Annotated in this window: 16 protein-coding genes; 6 read left to right on the forward strand and 10 right to left on the reverse strand. The window is 67.2% G+C overall.

The genetic code is table 11. The features are described from left to right. Nucleotides 1–10: 10 nt before the first annotated feature. From EDD27_RS10665 to EDD27_RS10675, 3 genes are all read right to left on the reverse strand, one after another. Nucleotides 11–472: an SRPBCC domain-containing protein gene (locus EDD27_RS10665; protein WP_127932258.1), complete on the reverse strand. Its 462-nt coding sequence runs from the start codon at nt 470–472 to the stop codon at nt 11–13. A 71-nt stretch (nt 473–543) separates the two neighbouring features. Further along, on the reverse strand, nt 544–894 hold the full coding sequence (locus EDD27_RS10670) for a VOC family protein (protein WP_127932259.1): 351 nt from the start codon (nt 892–894) through the stop codon (nt 544–546). 176 nt (nt 895–1,070) lie between these two features. Continuing rightward, a complete protein-coding gene (locus tag EDD27_RS10675) occupies nt 1,071–1,730 on the reverse strand; it encodes a response regulator (RefSeq protein ID WP_127932260.1) in 660 nt (219 codons plus the stop codon). Between the two features lie 188 nt (nt 1,731–1,918). Here EDD27_RS10675 and EDD27_RS10680 point away from each other — a divergent pair, with 188 nt between their 5' ends. After that, entirely contained in the window at nt 1,919–3,025 is a 1,107-nt protein-coding gene (locus EDD27_RS10680; RefSeq protein WP_164903566.1) for a sensor histidine kinase, read from the forward strand. 81 nt (nt 3,026–3,106) lie between these two features. Here the strand turns inward: EDD27_RS10680 and EDD27_RS10685 are convergent, their stop codons facing one another. Next, a complete protein-coding gene (locus EDD27_RS10685) occupies nt 3,107–5,410 on the reverse strand; it encodes an ATP-dependent Clp protease ATP-binding subunit (protein ID WP_127932262.1) in 2,304 nt (767 codons plus the stop codon). Nucleotides 5,411–5,546: 136 nt separating this feature from the next. After that, the gene (locus EDD27_RS10690; protein WP_127932263.1) at nt 5,547–5,888 is read right to left on the reverse strand and encodes an ArsR/SmtB family transcription factor; all 342 of its coding nucleotides are present in this window, start codon (nt 5,886–5,888) and stop codon (nt 5,547–5,549) included. 297 nt (nt 5,889–6,185) lie between these two features. On the opposite strand from EDD27_RS10690, the gene EDD27_RS10695 reads away from it, so the two are divergent. The 4 genes from EDD27_RS10695 to EDD27_RS10710 are packed head-to-tail and all read left to right on the forward strand — an operon-like array spanning nt 6,186 to nt 10,852. Then, on the forward strand, nt 6,186–6,818 hold the full coding sequence (locus tag EDD27_RS10695) for a 4Fe-4S dicluster domain-containing protein (RefSeq protein WP_206641340.1): 633 nt from the start codon (nt 6,186–6,188) through the stop codon (nt 6,816–6,818). Beyond that, the gene (gene nrfD / locus EDD27_RS10700; RefSeq protein WP_164903567.1) at nt 6,818–7,693 is read left to right on the forward strand and encodes an NrfD/PsrC family molybdoenzyme membrane anchor subunit; all 876 of its coding nucleotides are present in this window, start codon (nt 6,818–6,820) and stop codon (nt 7,691–7,693) included. The genes EDD27_RS10695 and nrfD overlap by 1 nt, the downstream gene beginning before the upstream one ends. A gap of 14 nt (nt 7,694–7,707) precedes the next feature. Next, on the forward strand, nt 7,708–10,233 hold the full coding sequence (locus tag EDD27_RS10705; protein ID WP_127932265.1) for a molybdopterin-containing oxidoreductase family protein: 2,526 nt from the start codon (nt 7,708–7,710) through the stop codon (nt 10,231–10,233). A gap of 10 nt (nt 10,234–10,243) precedes the next feature. After that, nucleotides 10,244–10,852, forward strand: coding sequence for a TorD/DmsD family molecular chaperone (locus EDD27_RS10710; protein ID WP_127932266.1), 609 nt, complete (start codon nt 10,244–10,246; stop codon nt 10,850–10,852). Between the two features lie 123 nt (nt 10,853–10,975). On the opposite strand, the gene EDD27_RS10715 is transcribed toward EDD27_RS10710, so the two are convergent. Genes EDD27_RS10715 through EDD27_RS10735 form a run of 5 tightly spaced genes read right to left on the reverse strand, consistent with a single transcriptional unit; the run spans nt 10,976 to nt 16,921 of the window. Continuing rightward, the gene (locus EDD27_RS10715; RefSeq protein ID WP_127932267.1) at nt 10,976–12,391 is read right to left on the reverse strand and encodes an amidase; all 1,416 of its coding nucleotides are present in this window, start codon (nt 12,389–12,391) and stop codon (nt 10,976–10,978) included. Nucleotides 12,392–12,409: 18 nt separating this feature from the next. Beyond that, a complete protein-coding gene (locus EDD27_RS10720) occupies nt 12,410–13,075 on the reverse strand; it encodes an ATP-binding cassette domain-containing protein (RefSeq protein ID WP_164903568.1) in 666 nt (221 codons plus the stop codon). A gap of 17 nt (nt 13,076–13,092) precedes the next feature. Further along, nucleotides 13,093–14,880, reverse strand: coding sequence for a branched-chain amino acid ABC transporter ATP-binding protein/permease (locus tag EDD27_RS10725; protein ID WP_127932269.1), 1,788 nt, complete (start codon nt 14,878–14,880; stop codon nt 13,093–13,095). Continuing rightward, complete coding sequence (locus tag EDD27_RS10730; RefSeq protein WP_127932270.1) at nt 14,877–16,085, reverse strand: ABC transporter substrate-binding protein; 1,209 nt, start codon at nt 16,083–16,085, stop codon at nt 14,877–14,879. The genes EDD27_RS10725 and EDD27_RS10730 overlap by 4 nt, the downstream gene beginning before the upstream one ends. Further along, complete coding sequence (locus tag EDD27_RS10735) at nt 16,046–16,921, reverse strand: branched-chain amino acid ABC transporter permease (RefSeq protein ID WP_164903569.1); 876 nt, start codon at nt 16,919–16,921, stop codon at nt 16,046–16,048. Before EDD27_RS10735 ends, EDD27_RS10730 begins: the two co-directional genes overlap by 40 nt. Before the next feature lie 154 nt (nt 16,922–17,075). On the opposite strand from EDD27_RS10735, the gene EDD27_RS10740 reads away from it, so the two are divergent. After that, a complete protein-coding gene (locus tag EDD27_RS10740; RefSeq protein ID WP_127932272.1) occupies nt 17,076–18,041 on the forward strand; it encodes an AraC-like ligand-binding domain-containing protein in 966 nt (321 codons plus the stop codon). Nucleotides 18,042–18,060: the final 19 nt, after the last annotated feature.

Raw genomic sequence — 18,060 nt, forward strand, 5'->3', positions numbered from 1 at the left:
CAGCCAGGCGCTAGCGCGCGAACATCCGCTCAAAACCCCCGAGGATGTTGGGCCAGCCGGCTTTGTGCTTCGCGTAAAGATCCATCATCATTGGGCCGAGCTTCTCCCACCCGTGATGAACCAGCTCGACACGGGTCAGCCGCGGCCCCAGGGTCTTGAAATAGAGCAGTACCTCTGTGTAGATGGGTCCCGGCAGCACCTCCCAGGAGAAGGCGAAGAACTTCGGCGGGTCCCACTTCTGGATGTGACCCCAGTCGCATTCGCGCCCGTCGAACAGCACCTCGTAGATCCGGCCGCCCACGTGTTCCTCCACATGGACGGACTCGACCTGGCCGGGTTGGATCGCGCTGGTCTGGATCGGCCACCAACTGCCGATCTCGCGGATGAAGGTGTTGAAAGTGCGCTCCCGGTCGGCCTCGACCATTATCGCGTGCCGGATAGGTTCCACGATGGGCGGGATCGCATCGTCCATGGGATCGACCTCTGTCCTTGGGCGGCCGCCCTCGGCCAGGTAGCCGTCCTACCTGGCCGCAGGCGGGAGTGTCAGCGCTGCCAGAGGCCGACTCGGTTGCCGTCGGGGTCCTGGAAGACCGCCATCACGCCGGTCCCGGGGATTTCGTACGGGGGTACCTCAGTCTTGCCGCCGAGGCGTTCGACGTGTTCCAGAGACGCCTTGGCATCCTGAACCGCGACGTAGAGGACGATGCCGGGCTGGTTGCCGTTGCCGGCCTGCCCGATTCCGCCGGGGATCCCCTCACTGGATCCCGTGTCGACCATGCCGTAGTTCATCGGGTTGTTGGCGTCGATGTTCCAGCCGAACAGCTCGGCATAGAACTTGTGTGCCTTCGCGGCATCCTTCGCGGTGATGTCGAACCACGCAACGGGCTGTCCCATGAGCATCCCTCCGACGTTGGATGTTGACCCGAGCCTAGGAGCCCGGTTGCGTAAGTTCTACCTGTCGAAGGTGGCGACTGTCTATACCTTTTGTTAGTTGCAGGTATCGAAAGATACGTAGATGCGCGCGGATCAGTGGACTGTTTGGTCCGGCAGATTGCTTCTAAAATGCTTAGTTACCTGCTCGACGACATGCGATCCACTCCCTTGATCAAGGATGCGCTCATGGCCTTGTTGACCGCGTCGATGCGCGAGACCGCCCCGAGCTTGGCGAAGATCTTCCGCATGTGCCGCTTCACCGTCGCCTCGGTGAGGGACAGGCGAGAGGCGATCTGGGAGTTGCTCATCGCCTGCGCGGTGAGTTCGAGGATTTCGCGCTCCCGATGGGAGAGCACGCCGGAAGGCTCCTGCTCCGTCTGGGCCAGGCTCTCGCGGGAGACGGAGAGCAGCACCCGCCCATCGTCGCGACGAGCACTGCGCACGGCCGACACCAGCTCGTCCATGCTGACGCTCTTCAGCAGGTAGCCGCGAATGCCGATGGCAAGCAGGCTCTTGAGGAGAGGAGCTGCGTCATACATGCTCAGGATGATCACTTGCGATCTCGGCGACACCTTGTGCAAACGCGTAACAGTCGTCTCGACGTCGTCGCCGGGGATCTCGACATCCAGCAGCACTACATCTGGCTTCGTCTCGCCGGCCAGAGCCACGGCTTCCTTGGCGTCACCGGCCTGGCCGACCACCACCAAGTCCTGCTGGGACTCAAGGATCTTCTGGACACCCTCCCGCACGATCGTGTGGTCATCGACGAGCAGAACAGTCGTGGGTCCCTCGGCCATATGCCTCTCCAGCAGACGCAGTGCGCTCACGGTAACCCAGCCCCGTCATGTCGGTATAGTCGGAGAGTGGATGAATGGCGGACAATGAGTTCTTATCTCCCTTTGGCGGTTGTCCGTCCGGTTTAAGTGACTATGATCTGCGATGTATCGGTGCTCAGAACGCTCGTCTTCGGCAACGGGGGGAGAGAGTGACGAGAGTCGATCAGGATGCCAAGGAGCCTCCCGGATTTGTTCTCGCCGCAGCCGTCGAAAATGATCACGTCGACATCATGGCCGCATATGAGCGGGCCTTACACGCTGCAGGCAGCCCTCTGGCGAACGACCGATCGCGCTGGGAACAGGCAAAAGAGCACGCACGTAGAAGCCTCATAGACCTCGTCGCAAGCCTTCGGGCGGGGGCGATCCGCGTGGCCGAAGACGACACTTTGCGCGCGCGGGACACCGACACCGCGACGGTCGCGCCAAGCCCGAACCCCACGGATTCATGGCAGGCCGCGGCCATCTTCTTCGAGATCACTTTGATGCATGTGTTACGGCGGATGAACGAGTCCGATCATTCATCGGGATTGATCCCGCTCACTACCGCTTCGTTGTATCGGAGTATCTCGAGACACATCGAGGAATCCTGCATGGCTCATTCGGGATTTCTGCTCAACCGAATTCATAAGGCGCACGTCGAGGAACGTCGCCGCATCGCCCGGGAACTGCATGACCGTGTCGGCCACGACGCGAGCATGGCCTTGCGCTCTATCGAATTGGCCATCATCAGCCAGGATGATCCGGCTCAAGCCTTGCGGACGCTCAAGACGGCTCAGGTGGCCGTGCAGGAGATCTTGCGGAGCGTACGGGCGCTGACCTCGGATCTGCGCCTCCAAGAACCCTTGGCCTCGTTGGAGCAGGGTCTCGAGGTCTTCATCGCGAGCGTCAAGTCTCCGGGCATGGATGTGCGCCTGCGGGTCAATGGGAACGAGACATGGGCCTCGCCGGAGGTCCGTGACGAGTCGTTCTTCATCCTTCGGGAAGCCATCCGGAACGCGGCGAAGCACGGTGCTCCTGCCCTGATCCTGGTAAGGGTCGACATCGCGCCTCATGAGCTTCGCGCCACGGTGGAGGACGACGGCTGCGGCTTCGACCCGCGGCTGCCCCGGCGATCAGGAGGCGCCGGCCTGTGCACCATGGCGGAACGGGCCGACCTCATCGGCGGCACCGTCACCGTCATGCGGCGGCCGAGCCGCGGCTGCAAGGTGGAGCTGATCGTCCCGCTCGTACGGCGTGCATCGCTCCAGCGGCGGTGACGCGCCCATGCGAAAGCCCACCGGTTCGAGATGCTCATCGAGCCGGTGGGCTTCGGGCTGGGCGACGGTCTTCGCGCCCTATCAAGCGACCTGGTCCAGACGGGAGACCGCGGTGAAGGTGAAGCAGGACTGGGTACCGTCGTCCTTGACGTCGACCATGATGAGGTCGCCGGAGCGGAACTCCCCGTAGAGGATCTTCTCGGAGATGTTGTCGTCGAGCTCACGCTGCATCGCCCGGCGCAGCGGCCTGGCCCCCAGGATCGGGTCGTAACCGCGCTCGGCCAGCAGCGCCTTGGCGGCGGGCTCCAGGTGCAGGCTCATACCGTGCTCCGCGAGGCGCTCGTTCACCTTGTCGGCCATCAGGTCGACGATCTGGATGATCTCGTCCTTGCCGAGCTGGTGGAAGACGACGACGTCATCCACGCGGTTCAAGAACTCGGGCCGGAAGTGCTGCTTGAGCTCCTGGTTCGTCTTGGCCTTGACGCGTTCGTAGTCGCCGGCCAGGTCGTGGTCGGACGCGAAGCCGATGGGCACGCCTCGCGACAGTTCGCGGGTGCCGAGGTTGGTGGTCATGATGATCACCGTGTTCTTGAAGTCCACCACGCGCCCCTGAGAGTCGGTCAGCCGACCATCGTCCAGCACCTGGAGCAGCGTGTCGAAGACGTCGGGGTGCGCCTTCTCGATCTCGTCGAACAGGACTACGGAGAACGGCTTGCGACGGACCTTCTCGGTGAGCTGGCCGCCCTCGTCGTAACCGACGTAGCCGGGAGGCGGGCCGAACAGGCGGGAGACGGTGTGCTTGTCCATGAACTCGCTCATGTCGAGCCGGATCAGCGCGTCGTCGTCACCGAAGAGGAACTCGGCCAGGGCCTTGGTCAGCTCGGTCTTGCCGACACCGGAGGGGCCGGCGAAGATGAACGATCCACCGGGTCGGTCGGGGTCCTTCAGGCCGGCGCGGGCCCGGCGGATGGAGCGCGAGAGGGCCGCGATGGCCTCGCTCTGGCCGACGATGCGCGTACGGAGCTCGTCCTCCATGCGGAGCAGCCGCTGCGACTCGCCCTCGGTGAGCCGGCACACCGGGATGCCGGTGGCGTTGGCGAGCACCTCGGCGACCAGGTCTTCGGTGATCCGCCTGTCCTGCGCCGTGTCCACGCTGTGCAGGCGCAGCTGGGAGCCGGCCTCGTCCAGCAGGTCGATCGCCTTGTCGGGCAGGCACCGGTCGTTGACGTACCTGTCGCTCAGCCGGGCTGCCGCGACCAGGGCGGCATCGGTGATGGTCACATCATGGTGTGCCTCGTAGCGGGCGCGCAGGCCCTTGAGGATCTCGATCGTGCCCGCCACCGACGGCTCGGCGACGTCGATGGGCTGGAAGCGCCGTTCAAGCGCGGCGTCCTTCTCGATGTGCTTGCGATACTCGTCCAGCGTCGTGGCACCGACCAGCTGCAGCTCGCCGCGTGCCATCAGCGGCTTGAGGATGCTCGCGGCGTCCATCGCGCCCTCGGCGGCGCCGGCCCCGACCAGCATGTGAAGCTCGTCGATGAACAGGATGATGTCTCCACGGCCGCACACCTCGGCCAGGACCTTCTTCAGCCGGTCCTCGAAGTCACCGCGGTAGCGTGCACCCGCGACCAGAGTGCCCAGGTCGAGCGTGTAAAGCTGCTTCCCCTTCAGGGTCTCGGGAACCGTGCCCGCGACCAGGCGCTGGGCCAGCCCCTCCACGACCGCCGTCTTGCCCACGCCGGGCTCCCCGACGAGCACGGGGTTGTTCTTCCTGCGGCGGGACAGGATCAGCATCACGCGCTCGATCTCATTGTCCCGGCCGATCACCGGATCGAGCTTGCCGTCGCGCGCGGCGTCGGTGAGGTTGCGGCCGTAGGTGTCCAGGGTGGACGGGGGAGCCGTCTCGGGGCCCACCAGCGTACGGGCCTTGGGAAGGCCGCCCGCCGGCCGCGGCTCCATGCCCAGCTTCTGCATGATCTGCTCGCGAACCTTGCTCGGCTCGGCTCCTAACTTGGCCAGGACCTCGGTCGCCTTGCTGTCGTGCGCGGCCAGCAGGCCGAGCAGAAGGTGCTCGCTCCCGATCTGCCGGTACCCCAGCCGGTGCGCCTCGTGCTGCGAGAGCACCAGCACCTCGTTCAGCTGAGGCGCGAGCGGAATTTGACCGGTCTGAGCCTGGCTGCCCATACCGGCGATCTCTTCTACCTGCTGGTGTACGTCGTCCAGGCTGATGCCAAGGCTGCTCAGTGCCTCGGTGGCAGCCCCGTCGCTCTGAATGAGCCCGAGGAGAAGGTGCTCAGGACCCACGTAGTTGTGGTTGAACATCCGGGCTTCCTCCTGCGCCAGCGTCACGATCTGCCGCGCCCTGTCACCAAACTGCTCGTACATTTTCGACACTCCTTGTCCCTGTTTTGGGGCAGACTCCACCCACGCACGGGCTCTCAGCCTGATTCAGCGCAAGCGAAACAACGCCAATGAGTGGGTGTCCGCAGAACTCTTTGTGATCGATTACGGGGCGCCTCGGCTAGTGGGGCGCCGACCCGTTTCCGCCGCCGTTCGAACCCTCCGCGAGGGATCGCGCACGGTCGAGGCTGTCACTCCACAGGCCCTCGAAGAAGGCGCGCAGCTCACCGAGGGTGATCTCACTCGCCCGATACAGCCGGCGAGTTCCGTCCCGCCGCTCGGTGATCAGGCCTGCGTCCTTGAGTACCTGAAGGTGTTGAGAGACCGCCGACCGCGTCACCGAGAAGTGCTGGGCGATCTCGCCGGCAGGCAGTTCGTTGGTGGCGATGAGACCCAAGATCGCCCGGCGTCGCGGCTCGGCAATCGCCCGCAACACCCCGTCCAGATCCCGCTTCTCATCCATGGTTCACATCCGGTGTCTCGATTGTCGGTCCAGCTCCTCCGCTTGTCGTTCGGCTTCGGTTGCTGACACTCAGAAATGTACGTCGCGGCTTACGTTAGCGTCAACTGTCAAAAGGAAAAAATCATGGAAGGCTGACATTTGGCCAGGTCAAGTGCCATATCGCCGCCATGCGAACACCTGGCCGGGAACCCAACCTTGGGGATCATGCTTTACGGCGCAACCGTATTGCCAAATACGGCCCGTCGCCGGTTGACGTGGTTCTATATGTTTCTAAAGTCGAGAGGGCAGAGCACCACGATGGACGAGGAGAACCGCATGGTGCGACTCGGAATGCTCATCGATCTCAACACCTGCATCGGATGCCATGCCTGCTCAGTCGCCTGCAAGGCCGAGTTCGACGTCCCGCTCGGCGTCTTCCGCGACACGGTGAAGTATGTCGAGGACGGCACCTATCCCCACGCGACCCGGCATTTCATTCCCGTTCTGTGCAACCACTGCGAAGACGCGCCCTGCCTGAACGCCTGCCCGACAGGGGCGATCGTGCGCCTGGAAAACGGCGAGGTCACGATCGACGAAGGAGACTGCAACCTCAATCGGTTCTGCATGGCCGCCTGCCCGTACGGCGCCATCTATGTGGACGTCGAGAAGAACGCGGCGCAGAAGTGCACCTTCTGTGAGCATCGGACGGCAGAAGGGCGGCAGCCGGCCTGTGTTGAGGCGTGTCCCACCAAGTGCCGGATCTTCGGTGACCTCGACGATCCCGACAGTGAGATCGCCAGAAAGGCCGGATCTCACCCCGTCCGATCATGGAAAGAGGAGAAGGGAACACAGCCCCGTGTCCTGTACATCGACCCCCGGAACGCCCTGAGCCTCATCGCCGAGGACGGCGTGCAGATCGACACGGAGGCCGACTTGCCCGGAACACAGTGATGACCCTAGGCGATCCGCTCCCGGAGACGCCGTGGGGCGCCCCTTTGGGGGCTTACTTCGTCCTGGTGGGAATGCCGAGCGGGCTCACTGTGATCTCGTGGTGGGCACGGACGCGGCGGTATCCCGGTTGGGCCGCGGTGGAACGTGTCGGCTCTTGGGTGGCGCTGGGCGTCCTGGCCGTGGTCAGCGTCATCTTGGTGGTGGACCTCGGCCGTCCCGCCGGCTTCTTCCTCATGCTCACCCGTTTCGACAACCTGGGATCGCCAATCTCGGTCGGGGCCAAGCTCATTGCCGTCAAGATGTTCCTGCTCGCGGTGCTGCTCTATCAGCTGGAGCGGCGCCGGCGAGCGGACAGGAGTGCTTCGGCGAGGACGCTTCCACGATGGATCAGAACCGTGCCGGCCTGGCTTCTGATCGCGCTCAGCTTCGGGCTGGCCATCTATCCCGTCTCGGTCCTGTCGCGTTCATGGGGATCTCCCTTGGCCGCCACCAGTGGGGCAGCGCTCATCTTCCTGCTGACTTCCCTGCTCATGGGTGCCGCCGGCGCCGTACTGATCGTCGAGTTGATGCCCCATGTGGACAGCGCCCGAAGTGTGTCGCGGGCAGGGATGGCGACGTTGCTGGGCGGCTATCTCCTTGCTCTGATATTCGAGGGGCTGTCCCTGAACGGCGATCCGCTGCAGCGGCGACTGCTGGCTGAGGTGGTGGCAGGCGCGTACGCGCTGCCGTTCTGGGGCCTGGTGGTCGCGGTCGGCGTCGCCACGCCCACCGCGTGCCTGCTCCTTTCCCGTCGGCGAGCAGCTGTGATGGTGAGCGCGCTCGCGATCCTCGTCGGCGCGGCCGCCGTCCGCTACTTAATCTTCCTTGCAGGCTGATCAAGGGGACTCTCATGTTCGACGATCTGACGCGCCGAGACCTCTTCCGCATCGGCGCGCTGGCGGGTGCCGCCGCCGCTGGACTGGGAACGATCGAGATCGTCAACCAGGCAGTCGAACCAGGTCCTCGATTCACGCCTGGCAAGACGACGGGTGCGGTCACGCGGGTACCGTCCATGTGCCAGATGTGCACAACCGCCTGCGGAATCATCGCCAACGTCCGTGAAGGGCGGCTGCTCACGATCGAGGGCAATCCTGAAGATCCAAACAGCCGAGGCTCAATCTGCGCCAAGGGGGTCGCCGGGCCCTCGGTGCTGTACGACCCGTACCGACTGCTGTATCCGCTGAAGCGGGTCGGCAGACGTGGGGAGGGCCGCTGGCGGCGGATTTCCTGGGAGGAGGCATACGACGAGATCGCGGACCGGCTGCGCGCCATCCGCGAGAGCGGACATCCTGAGGAGTTCGCGCTCCAACAGGGACGCAACCGATCCAAGGACATCGTCCGTCGTTTCCTCAACGCATACGGCACCCCGTCGCACTTCACTCACCGGGCACTGTGCTCGTTGAACCGACGTGCCGCCATCCTGACGACGATCGGCGAATCAGACTGGGACCTCGGAGACTTCGAGAACAGCCGCTACATTCTGAACTTCGGCTGCAACTGGGCCGAAGCCCACCAGGGCCATATCCCGGTGGCCACCCGGATGATGCGTGCCCGCGAGCACAACAACGCCAAGATCGTGACGCTCGAGTCGCGACTCTCCAATACGGCGGCCCTGTCCGACGAATGGTTCTGCGTGAAGCCGGGAACCGACGGGCTCATCGCGCTGGCGATGTCCAACGTGATCTGCGCCGAAGGCCTGTGGGACAAGGAGTGGTTCGACACCTGGTGCAACTACCCGGCGGACAAGTACGCCGAGCACGTCCGCTCCTACACTCCCGAGCGCGCCGAAGCCGAAAGCGGCATGCCCGCCACGGCGATCCGCCGCATCGCCCGCGAATTCGCCGCCGCCGCCCCGCGGTGCACCACGATCTGCAACCGCGGATCCCACGCCCACCGCAACGGTTTCTACAACGATCGAGCCATCACCGTGCTCAACGCCCTGGTCGGCAACATGGGCAAGGCCGGCGGCTGGTGCTGGCATCCGAACGCCGAATGGGACGACAAGCAGTTCCCCGAGCCCGGGCCCATTCCACCCAAGCCCACGGTCCGCAGTGTCATCGCCGATGCCAAGGACTGGCCACTGGCCAACGCCTGGCAGGGCAGGGAGATGAAGGTCGGCGAGATCGTCTACCTGTGGATCAAGGAACGCCGGCAACGCGTCTCCGCCCTGATGACCTACAACTGCGACCAGGCGTGGGCTTGGCCCGAGGCCAACCTGGTCAGGGACGTGCTGGCGGACGAAGAGCTCATCCCCTTCCACTTCTGCATGGACGTGATGTACTCGGAAACCGCCCATCTCGCCGACATCGTCCTGCCCTGGACCACCTATCTGGAGCGGTGGGACATCGACGCACGACCACCTCAGGGACTCGTGGACTACGTCGGACTTCGCCAGCCGGTCGTCCGGCCGCTCGGGGAGACCAAAGACCTCCGGGAGGTCTTCCCGGAGCTCGCCCGGCGCATCGGCGGCGGCATGGAGCGGTATTTCCCCTGGCAGACGCCGGAAGAGTACTTCGAGGAGTACTTTCGCGCCGTCCCCGGTGGCCTGAGCCACATGCGCGCCCACGGTGCCTGGCAAGACCCCCGGAAGCGGCCGCACTACCTGCCCTACGAGCGCCGGCTCAGTGACGAGGAACTGGCCGGAAGCGAGATCGACGAGCCGACGGGAGTCATCTACAAGGGCACTGATCCCAAGACCGGCGAACGCCAGGCGATCGGCATCCTCATCAACGGCATCGCCCGCCGTGGCTTCACCACCCCTTCACGCAAGGTCGAGGTCTCCAGCACGTTCATCGCGGTGAAGGGCGAACAGGCCGACAAGCGCATCGATCCGCTCCCGATCTACGACCCCATCCCCAGCCATAGCCGACCTTTCGCCGCGGACGAGCTGATCATGATCAGCTTCAAGTGGAACGTCCACAACGCCCACCGGACCGGCCAGTCAAAGTGGCTCCAGGAGATCGTCCACTCCAATCCCGCCTGGCTCAACACGGCCACGGCGGCGCAGCTCGGGCTGTCCGAGGGGGATTGGATAGAGGTCACCAGCTTCCGCCCGCATGACCCGCACGTGCCGCACGGTGACGGCTCGGAGCTCGGATCCCTGCGCACCCGCGTCCACCTCACCGAGGGCGTACATCCCTCAGTGATAGCCATCTCCCATAACAGCGGACGCTCCCACGGCGGCCCAATAGCCACCAACGGCCGCGACCAGGCACGAATCCCCGCCTACGGCCCCGCATCCCACGACGCCAAGGAACAGCCATGGTGGGCGGGGGCTCTCAGCGTTCCACAGAACGACATCATGCCGATCTATCCAGACCCTGTGTCCGGGCAGCAGGCCTACCACGACACCATCGTCCGTATCCGGAAACTGTGAGGGGCCGGATGTGCGAAACGAACTGAGTGCCAGGCGGAATCTGTACGAACTTGCCTCCCGAATCCTGTCCAGAGAGATCGATCCGCCGCTCTATCGAGCCCTGCAAACCGCTGAGACCGAACTGACCGACGAATCCAGCGGCGCCATGCTCATCAGCCCCCACCTCGAACAAGGTGGAGAAGAACACGCTTTGGAGGCGCTCTGCGTCGAGTTCTGCCGGCTGTTCATCGGCCCTCATGCGCTCTGCCCTCCGTACGAGTCAATTCAACGCGGCGAGGCAATGCTAGGTGGCCGCGCCGAACGCGCATTCACCCATTTCCTGTACCGCCATGGCCTTCAGCCCGCGGTTCCCCAAGACCTCCCCATCCTGGCGACCGACCACCTGTCGGTGCAGTTGGCGGTCTTGTCGCATCTCCATGACCGTACCCTCCGCTCCGGCAGCACCCCCGAAACTCGCCACATCGTCGAGGAACTCCTGAATGAGCACGTCCTGCCGTGGGCTCCTGCCTATCTCGACACGATCCGATCGGCCACCGATCTCAACCCCTACCAGCTGATAGCCGAGGTCACCGCACAGTTCCTCCGTACTGAGCAATCCCTTGAGCTTTGCACGAGCTGACGCAAGGCGCTGAACCGGCATCCCCGAGCCCAGGCTTCCCCGTCGCCTGGCTGGTCGGCTCGGTTTCTATGCCGCAGGTCGGCCTCACAGAGCGCGCCCGCCGCCCGTCGTGACCGCCGGCGCTCAGTTCGCCATGAAGCCCGAGGGGCGGCGCAGGGGCCACGGGTCCACGGTCTCCAGGGCGGCCGCCAGGCGGATCAGCACGGCCTCGTCCCAGGGACCGCCCACCAGCTGGGCGCCGATCGGGAGACCGGCCGGGGACATGTGCAGGGGAAGGCTGATCGCCGGCAGGCCGGTCATGTTGCACACCGCGGTGAAGGAGATCATCTGGGTTTCGGTGACCCGCAGCCCATCGGGGTTGTCGTTGGCCTCCTGCAGCACGGCGTCCACGGGCGGCGGAGGGCAGGCCATGGTGGGGGTGAGCAGGACGTCGAAGTCGGTTCCCCACTGGGCGACGACGGCGCGGGATTCCGCCTGCAGGCGGAGCGCGGCCCGTACGTATTCGCCGGAGTGCCTGGTCGTCGCGCGCTCCATTCGGCGGCGCAGGTGCGGTTCGGCGAGTTCCGGCTGGTCGTAGGGCACGCCCCACAGAGCGGCGTCCAGGACCGTCAGCGCGTACCCCGTGATGGCCTCCTCGCTGAAGAACCGGGGGGAGACGGGGAAGACGTCGTGCCCGAGGGATTCCAGGAGCCGCGCCGCCCGCTCGGCCGCCTCGGCGCAGACGGGATCCACCGGCATACCGGTGGGCGCCTCGGTGAGCAGGCCGATGCGCAGCCGCCCGCTGTCACGCCCCACCTCCTCCGCGAAGGGGCGCTCCGGCGCGGGTGCGCGGTACATGGCCAGCCGGTCCGGTACGGACATGACGTCGAGCAGGGCGGCGGCGTCGCGCGTGTAACGGGTGATGGCCCCCTCGACGGTGGCGTGCTCCCAGGCCGCCACCTGCTGCGGGACCCGCCCCCGGCTGGGCTTGAGCCCCACCAGGCCGCAACTGGAGGACGGCATGCGGATCGAGCCGCCGCCGTCGTTGGCGTGCGCCACGGGGCACAGCCCGGCGGCCACCGCGGCCGCCGCTCCTCCGCTGGACCCGCCGGGGCTGCGGAACGGGTCCCAGGGGTTGCGAGTGGTGCCGAAACGGCTGTTCTCGGTGGTGGACAGCAGGCCCATCTCGGGCGAGTTCGTACGGCCCATGAGCAGGAACCCGGCATCCACGAAACGCTGCACGACGGGTTCGTTCTGCGGCCTGGGCCGGTCGTCCACGCCCAGGGAGCCGTACGTGGCCGGCTGCCCTTCCGCCTCGGTGAGCTCCTTGATCGGAATCGGCACTCCGTGGAAGGGCGGCAGGTCCGCACCGTCGGTCACGGCCTGCTCGGCCCGCTTGGCGGCGGCGCGCACCTCGTCGTCGTTGCGCCAGACGAAGGAGGTGAGACCGGGGTCGTAGCGGTCGATCCGGTTCAGGTAGGTGTCGGCGATCTCAACAGGGCTCAGCTCTCGCTTGCGTACGGCCGTGGCGAGGTCGACGGCGGCGGCGAAGGGGTCCATGTCAACTCCAAACAGGGATCAGCGAACCATCAGCAGCTCGTCGAGCTGCCGGCGGGTTTCGGGGCCGACCGGCGCGTCGAGCACGACGCGGCCCGCCTCCATGACGACGGCGCGATGGCACCAGCCGAGCATCAACCCGGCGTGCTGGTCGACGACGATCACGGCCACGCCGGCCGCGGCGACGGCGGCCAGCCCGGCCAGCACCTCGGTCACGACCGAGGGCTGCAGGCCCTGGGTCAGCTCGTCGATCACGACCATGCGCCGGCCGGCGAGGATCGCCCGGGCCACGCCGAGCTGCTGTTTCTGCCCGCCGGACAGGGTGCCCGCCGGCTGGCCGGCCCGCTCGGCCAGCAGCGGGAAGAGGTCTCGCGGGTCGATGGCGGGGACGAATCCCTTCCGCGTGGCCAGCCGGACGTTCTCCGCGACGGTCAGCGATGGGAACACGCCGCGGTTCTCGGGCATGAGCGCGGCGCCCCACCGGGCGAGCAGGTCGGGACGGCCCGGCGGCACGGCGTGGCCGTCGAAGACGATCTCACCGCCCTGCCGGTCGGCCAGGCCGAATATCGTACGGAGGAGGGTCGTCTTACCCGTCCCGTTGCGTCCCAGCAGCGCGACCACCTCACCCCCCGCGACCTGTGCGGTCACGCCGCGGACGACGTTCGCCTGCCCGTATCCGCCGGACATTCCAGTCAGTGTCAGCATCAGCCCCGCCCCAGGTAGGCCTCGCGCACGGCGGCGTCGGCCACGATCTCGTCCATCGGCCCATGTGCGATGATCCGGCCGCCGTGCAGGACCACGACGTCGTCGGCGAGCTCTCTGACGATGTCCATGTCATGCTCGACGACGAGCATGGCGCAGCCGGTCCGTTCGGCGACCTGTTTCAACTCCCGGGTCAGCCGCCGGGCATCCTGGCGTCCCATCCCTGCCGCCGGCTCGTCCAGCAGGACCAGCCGCGGGCTTCCGGCGAGGACCATGGCCAGTTCCAGGCGCCGCCGGTCGGCCAGCGGCAGGGTGCCCGCCGCCGTCGTGTCGCCGGTGACCAGGTCCTGGTAGTCCTGCGGCAGGTCGGCCCTTACCGGTGCCTCCATGCGGGCCAGCCGGATGTTGTCGGCGGGAGACAGCTCGGTGACGACACTGGGAATCTGGAACATGCGGCCGACACCCATGCGCACCCGGCGGTGCACCGGTACGGCCGAGGCGTCCTGGCCGAAGATGCGCACCGTGCCGGCGTCGGCCGCGAGCTGGCCGGCGACGATGGCCAGCAGTGTGCTCTTGCCCGCGCCGTTCGGCCCGATCAGGCAGACGCACCGGCCCGGCCGCACGGTGAGGTCCACGCCGTCGAGCACCCGGACCGGGCCGAAGGATTTGGCGATCTGCTGCAGGCTGAGGGCGGCGTCCGGGCCGGATTGCGGCGGCGTCCCGGACCCTCCGCCCTTGGCGGTGGCCGGGGGCAGTTTCACGGTGGGCGTGCCGCCCGACAGCCAGGTGCGGGCCAGGCCCGCCAGGCCGTCCGGCGCGACCTGAACGATCAGGACGAACAGGATGGCGAGTCCCAGGACGTACCAGCCCTGCCAGCTGGGGCCCAGGATCTGCTGGCCGGTCGTGAGCGCCACCGCGCCGAACACGGCGCCCAGCGTGGATTCCCGGCCGCCCACGGCGAGCCAGACCAGGACGCTGGTCGACAGCCCCAGGCCGAACACGGTCGGGGAAATCAGCCCGGCGACGGGGGCGTAGAGCGCTCCGGCGATCGTCGACACGGCCGCGCTGGCGGCGAAGGCGGCCGACCGGACGCGGACGGTGTCGATGCCGGACTGCGCGGCGCGTTCCGGGTTGCGGGCCGCCGCTGTCAGCCGGGCTCCGAACCGGCTACGGACGATCAGCAGGGTGCACAGCCCCACCACCAGGACCACGGCGATCAGCGTCCGGTAGTAGGTCGTGACCACGTCCGAGGTGGACACCGTCAGGCCGTTGCTTCCGTTGGTGAGCGGCGTGAGCGTGGTCGCCGCCTTCTGCAGGAGCAGGCTGACGCCGAGCGTCAGCAGGATCAGCGGCGCGTCGGGGATGCCGGACGTCAGGCTGATCCTGACCACGATCAGGGCGATCACGGTCGCCGCGACCAGGGCCCCGGCCAGCGCGAATGCCAGGGGAACGCCGTGCTCTTCGCTCAGCGCCACCGCGTAGGCGCCGCAGCCGAAGAACGCCGCATGGCCGACGCTGAGCAGTCCCGCCCGTCCCCAGGCCAGGTCCAGGCCGTAGGTGAACAGGCCGTAGCACAGGCCCAGGGTCAGGGTGGCGACGGCGAAGGCGCTGAGCCCGAAAGGCGCCGCCGCCAGGGCGAGGAGCACCAGTGCGGTGGCGGCCACGGCCGGCCCGCGTGGCCGCCCCCTGCGGAGAGCCCCGGTGGACACCGCCGTGACGTCGGGCGTGGGCCGGTCGCTCACGACGTCGGCGGCGACGTCGCCGCCGTTGCCATGGATTCGCTCGCTCATGAGCAACCCTGCTTGGCCACGTTGTCGGCGATCGGGCCGAGGTTGCGTGTCACCTTGTAGGCGCCGCCGGGCTCGATGGTGGTCTCCAGCATGTCCGCCTGCAGCAGGTGGTTGGCCGGCTCGAAGTGCGTGCCCTTGCCCAACGGGGAGTCGAAGCGCATCTTGCCGATCTCGGTGTTGATCGCCTGCGGGTCGTTGCGGCCGACTTTGCCGGCGGCGGCGAGGAAGAACTGGACGCCGAAGTAGGCGTTGCCCGCGACCTCCGGAATGGGCGGCGTGAACGTGTACTTCGCACGGTAGTCGGCGACGAACTCCTTGCTCTCGGCGTTGTCGAGCTGGTCCGTCCAGCGCACGACGTGGGTGCGCCCGTTCACGAGATCGGCGAGCGCCGGATAGTAGTCGGTGTCCAGGGGCGCGCCGTCGTAGCCCAGCCTGGACGTCAGCAGCCCGAACTGCTTGGCCTGCCGGCTGAAGGCCACAGCGTCCGCGCCGACCACCATGGACAGCAGCACGTCGGGCTCGGCGTCCTTCAACCGGGTGATGACCGACTGCCAGTCGGTCTGGCCGAGCGGGCTGTACTCCTCGGCGACGATCGTGCCGCCGGCCGACTTGGCGATCTCCTTGGCGATGCCGGCGTAGAAGTGCGGGTAGTTGTAGTCTGACCCGACGATGGCCACCCGCTTGCCGTATGTGCCGATCAGCTCAGGGACGCTGGGGAGCAGGATTTGGCGGGTGGATTCGCCGAATCCCCATGAGTAGGGGAAGCAGCCCTCGGTGTCGCCCAGGATGGCGGTGCCGAACGGCACCTTGGCATCCTCGGCCACCTTGCTCACGGCCTCGGCGGTGTCGCCGGTGATGGTGCCGAACAGCATTGACACGCGATCCTGCTGGATGAGCTTGCGGGCCAGCTGGGTGGAGGTGGCCGGGTCGCCGGCGTCGTCGACGACGACGTACTCGACCTTCTTGCCGCCCACCCCGCCGCTGTCGTTGACCTTCTGCACGCCCAGCTCGAGACCGCGCTGCAGTGCCTTCCCCGTCTCGCCGACCGGGCCGGTGAGCGGGACCACCACCCCTATCTTCAGCGGCGCCCCGGAGTCGCCCGCGGCGCTGGAGACGGCCGATCCGCTGCACGCCGTCAAGGTCAGCAGTGCCGCCGCAACGGTGGTCAGGACGACCGTGCGGGAGAAAGGATGCGACGGGACCATGAGAGCAACCTCCGTACGTGGGAACGCGACCTGAGCGCCGCGGCCCCGATGATGACGATGTAGAAGAGGGCATCGGCGAGGGTGTCGGTGAGCCAGGTGCGCAGCAGGACCGCCAGGGCGGCCACCAGGAATGCCGCCGTGACCGCCGCACCGAGGGCACCAGGGCGGCTGAACAGCAGGGCGAAGAACATGGGCACGAGCAGGCCGAAGCCCATCGACGGATTCACCGCCAGGAGCGGGCTGTACAGAGCCCCCGCGAGCACGGCCAGCATCCCGCCGGCGACGAAGGCCGCGGTCCGCATGCGGCGCGGATCGGTGCCGAGCAGCGCCGCCATCGTCGGGTTGTCCGCGACGGCGCGCAGCGTGAGCCCCCAGCCCGTCCGGTAGGCGGCGAACAGGACGGCTCCGATGACCGCCACGGCCACGAGGCCGGATATCAGCCGGTACGCCGGATAAGGGGTGCCTAGCAGCTCGACCGTGCTCTCCACGGGAGCCGCGGCCGTCCGGGACGTAGAGGTGAAGACCAGCTCGGCGACCTGCCGCAGCGCCATTCCCACACCCCAGGTGACCAGCATCGTGGCCAGTCCGTCCGCGAGGGGGCGCCGCAACAGAATCCGCTCGATCATCATGAGCGGCGCCACGCACAGCACGCAGGCCAGCAGCACACGCCAGCCGAACGCCACGGTGGTGGCGGTGGCGGCCACGTACGCGCCGGTCATCGCCAGGTCGCCCTGGGCGAGGTTGACCACCCGCAGCGCGGCGAAGATGATCGCGACACCGAGGGTGAGCAAACCGTACAGCCCGAATTGGCTGAGGATGGCGAGGAGAACGTCCACGATCTGGTCCGCCTTTCACCGCGTTGACCGGATGGGATGTTCAGATGATGGCCGCGATGTGGTGGTCGAACTGGCGCGAGAGCGCACACTTGTGGTCTTCCAGCGCTTGGCCCGACACTGAATCACGCGCGAACGGCCCGGTAGAGGAGTGGCCATGCCCATCGAGCGGAGACAGGACGGCACCCTTGTCTACGGTTATCTCGACACCCCCGCACACCATGGTGTGCGCGCTTCCGACGCGGTGCTCGTACGGGACGAGGGGCGCCCCTACCAGGCGGAGATGAGGCCGTACCGCTTCGGCATGATGGGGGCGTGCGAGTTCACCAGCGATGATCCGGTCCGGGTGCGCTCCCTTCCGTCGCCGTCCGTGCCGGACGGGGAGTATCTGCTCAGCCTGCTCCGGTCCGGACGCGGCCGGCTCGAACAGGACGGCCGCCTCGCCTCGCTGTCGCCCGGCGAGTTCATGCTCTACGCCGGCGGGCGGCCGTTCCGGCTGGAGCTCGACGGCCCCTACCGCTATTTCCTGATGAGAATCCCGGCCACGGTGGACCGGCTCTTCGGCACCGCCTGCGACGTCACCGCCAACCGCGAGATCCTCCGGCTGCCCAGCGCGCGGATCCTGGCGGCCATGCTGACGGAGATGGCCGATCAGGCGCCGGGGCTGGGCCCGCTGGCCGGACGCGAGCTGGGCGAGCACGTCACCGCCATGCTCGGGACGGTGCTGCGCGAGTCGTCGCGGCCGGATCCGCCCGGTGACGGCGCGGCCCTGCTGGCGCGGATCCTGGACCACATCGACCAGCACCTCGGCGACGACCTGCTCCCCGGCACGATCGCCGCCGCCCACCATGTCTCGCCGCGCTACCTGCACAAGCTGTTCGAGCAGCAGGGCCAGACCGTCGGAGAGCACGTCCGCCGGCGGCGGCTGGAGCGCATCCGGCAGGACCTGGGCGACCCCGCGCTCGCCCAGGTGCCCGTCCAGGCCATCGCCGGACGCTGGGGGCTCAAGGATCCCAGTCATTTCAGCAAGCTGTTCCGGTCGGAGTACGGGATCTCGCCGCGCGAGTTCCGGCGGGAGGTGATCAGCCAGAGCGGCGCTCGCGCGTTGCGTGCCGGGAGGTGAAAAGGCCCCCGGTCCCACG

This window comes from Nonomuraea polychroma (genome assembly GCF_004011505.1).
GTDB classification, from domain to species: domain Bacteria; phylum Actinomycetota; class Actinomycetes; order Streptosporangiales; family Streptosporangiaceae; genus Nonomuraea; species Nonomuraea polychroma.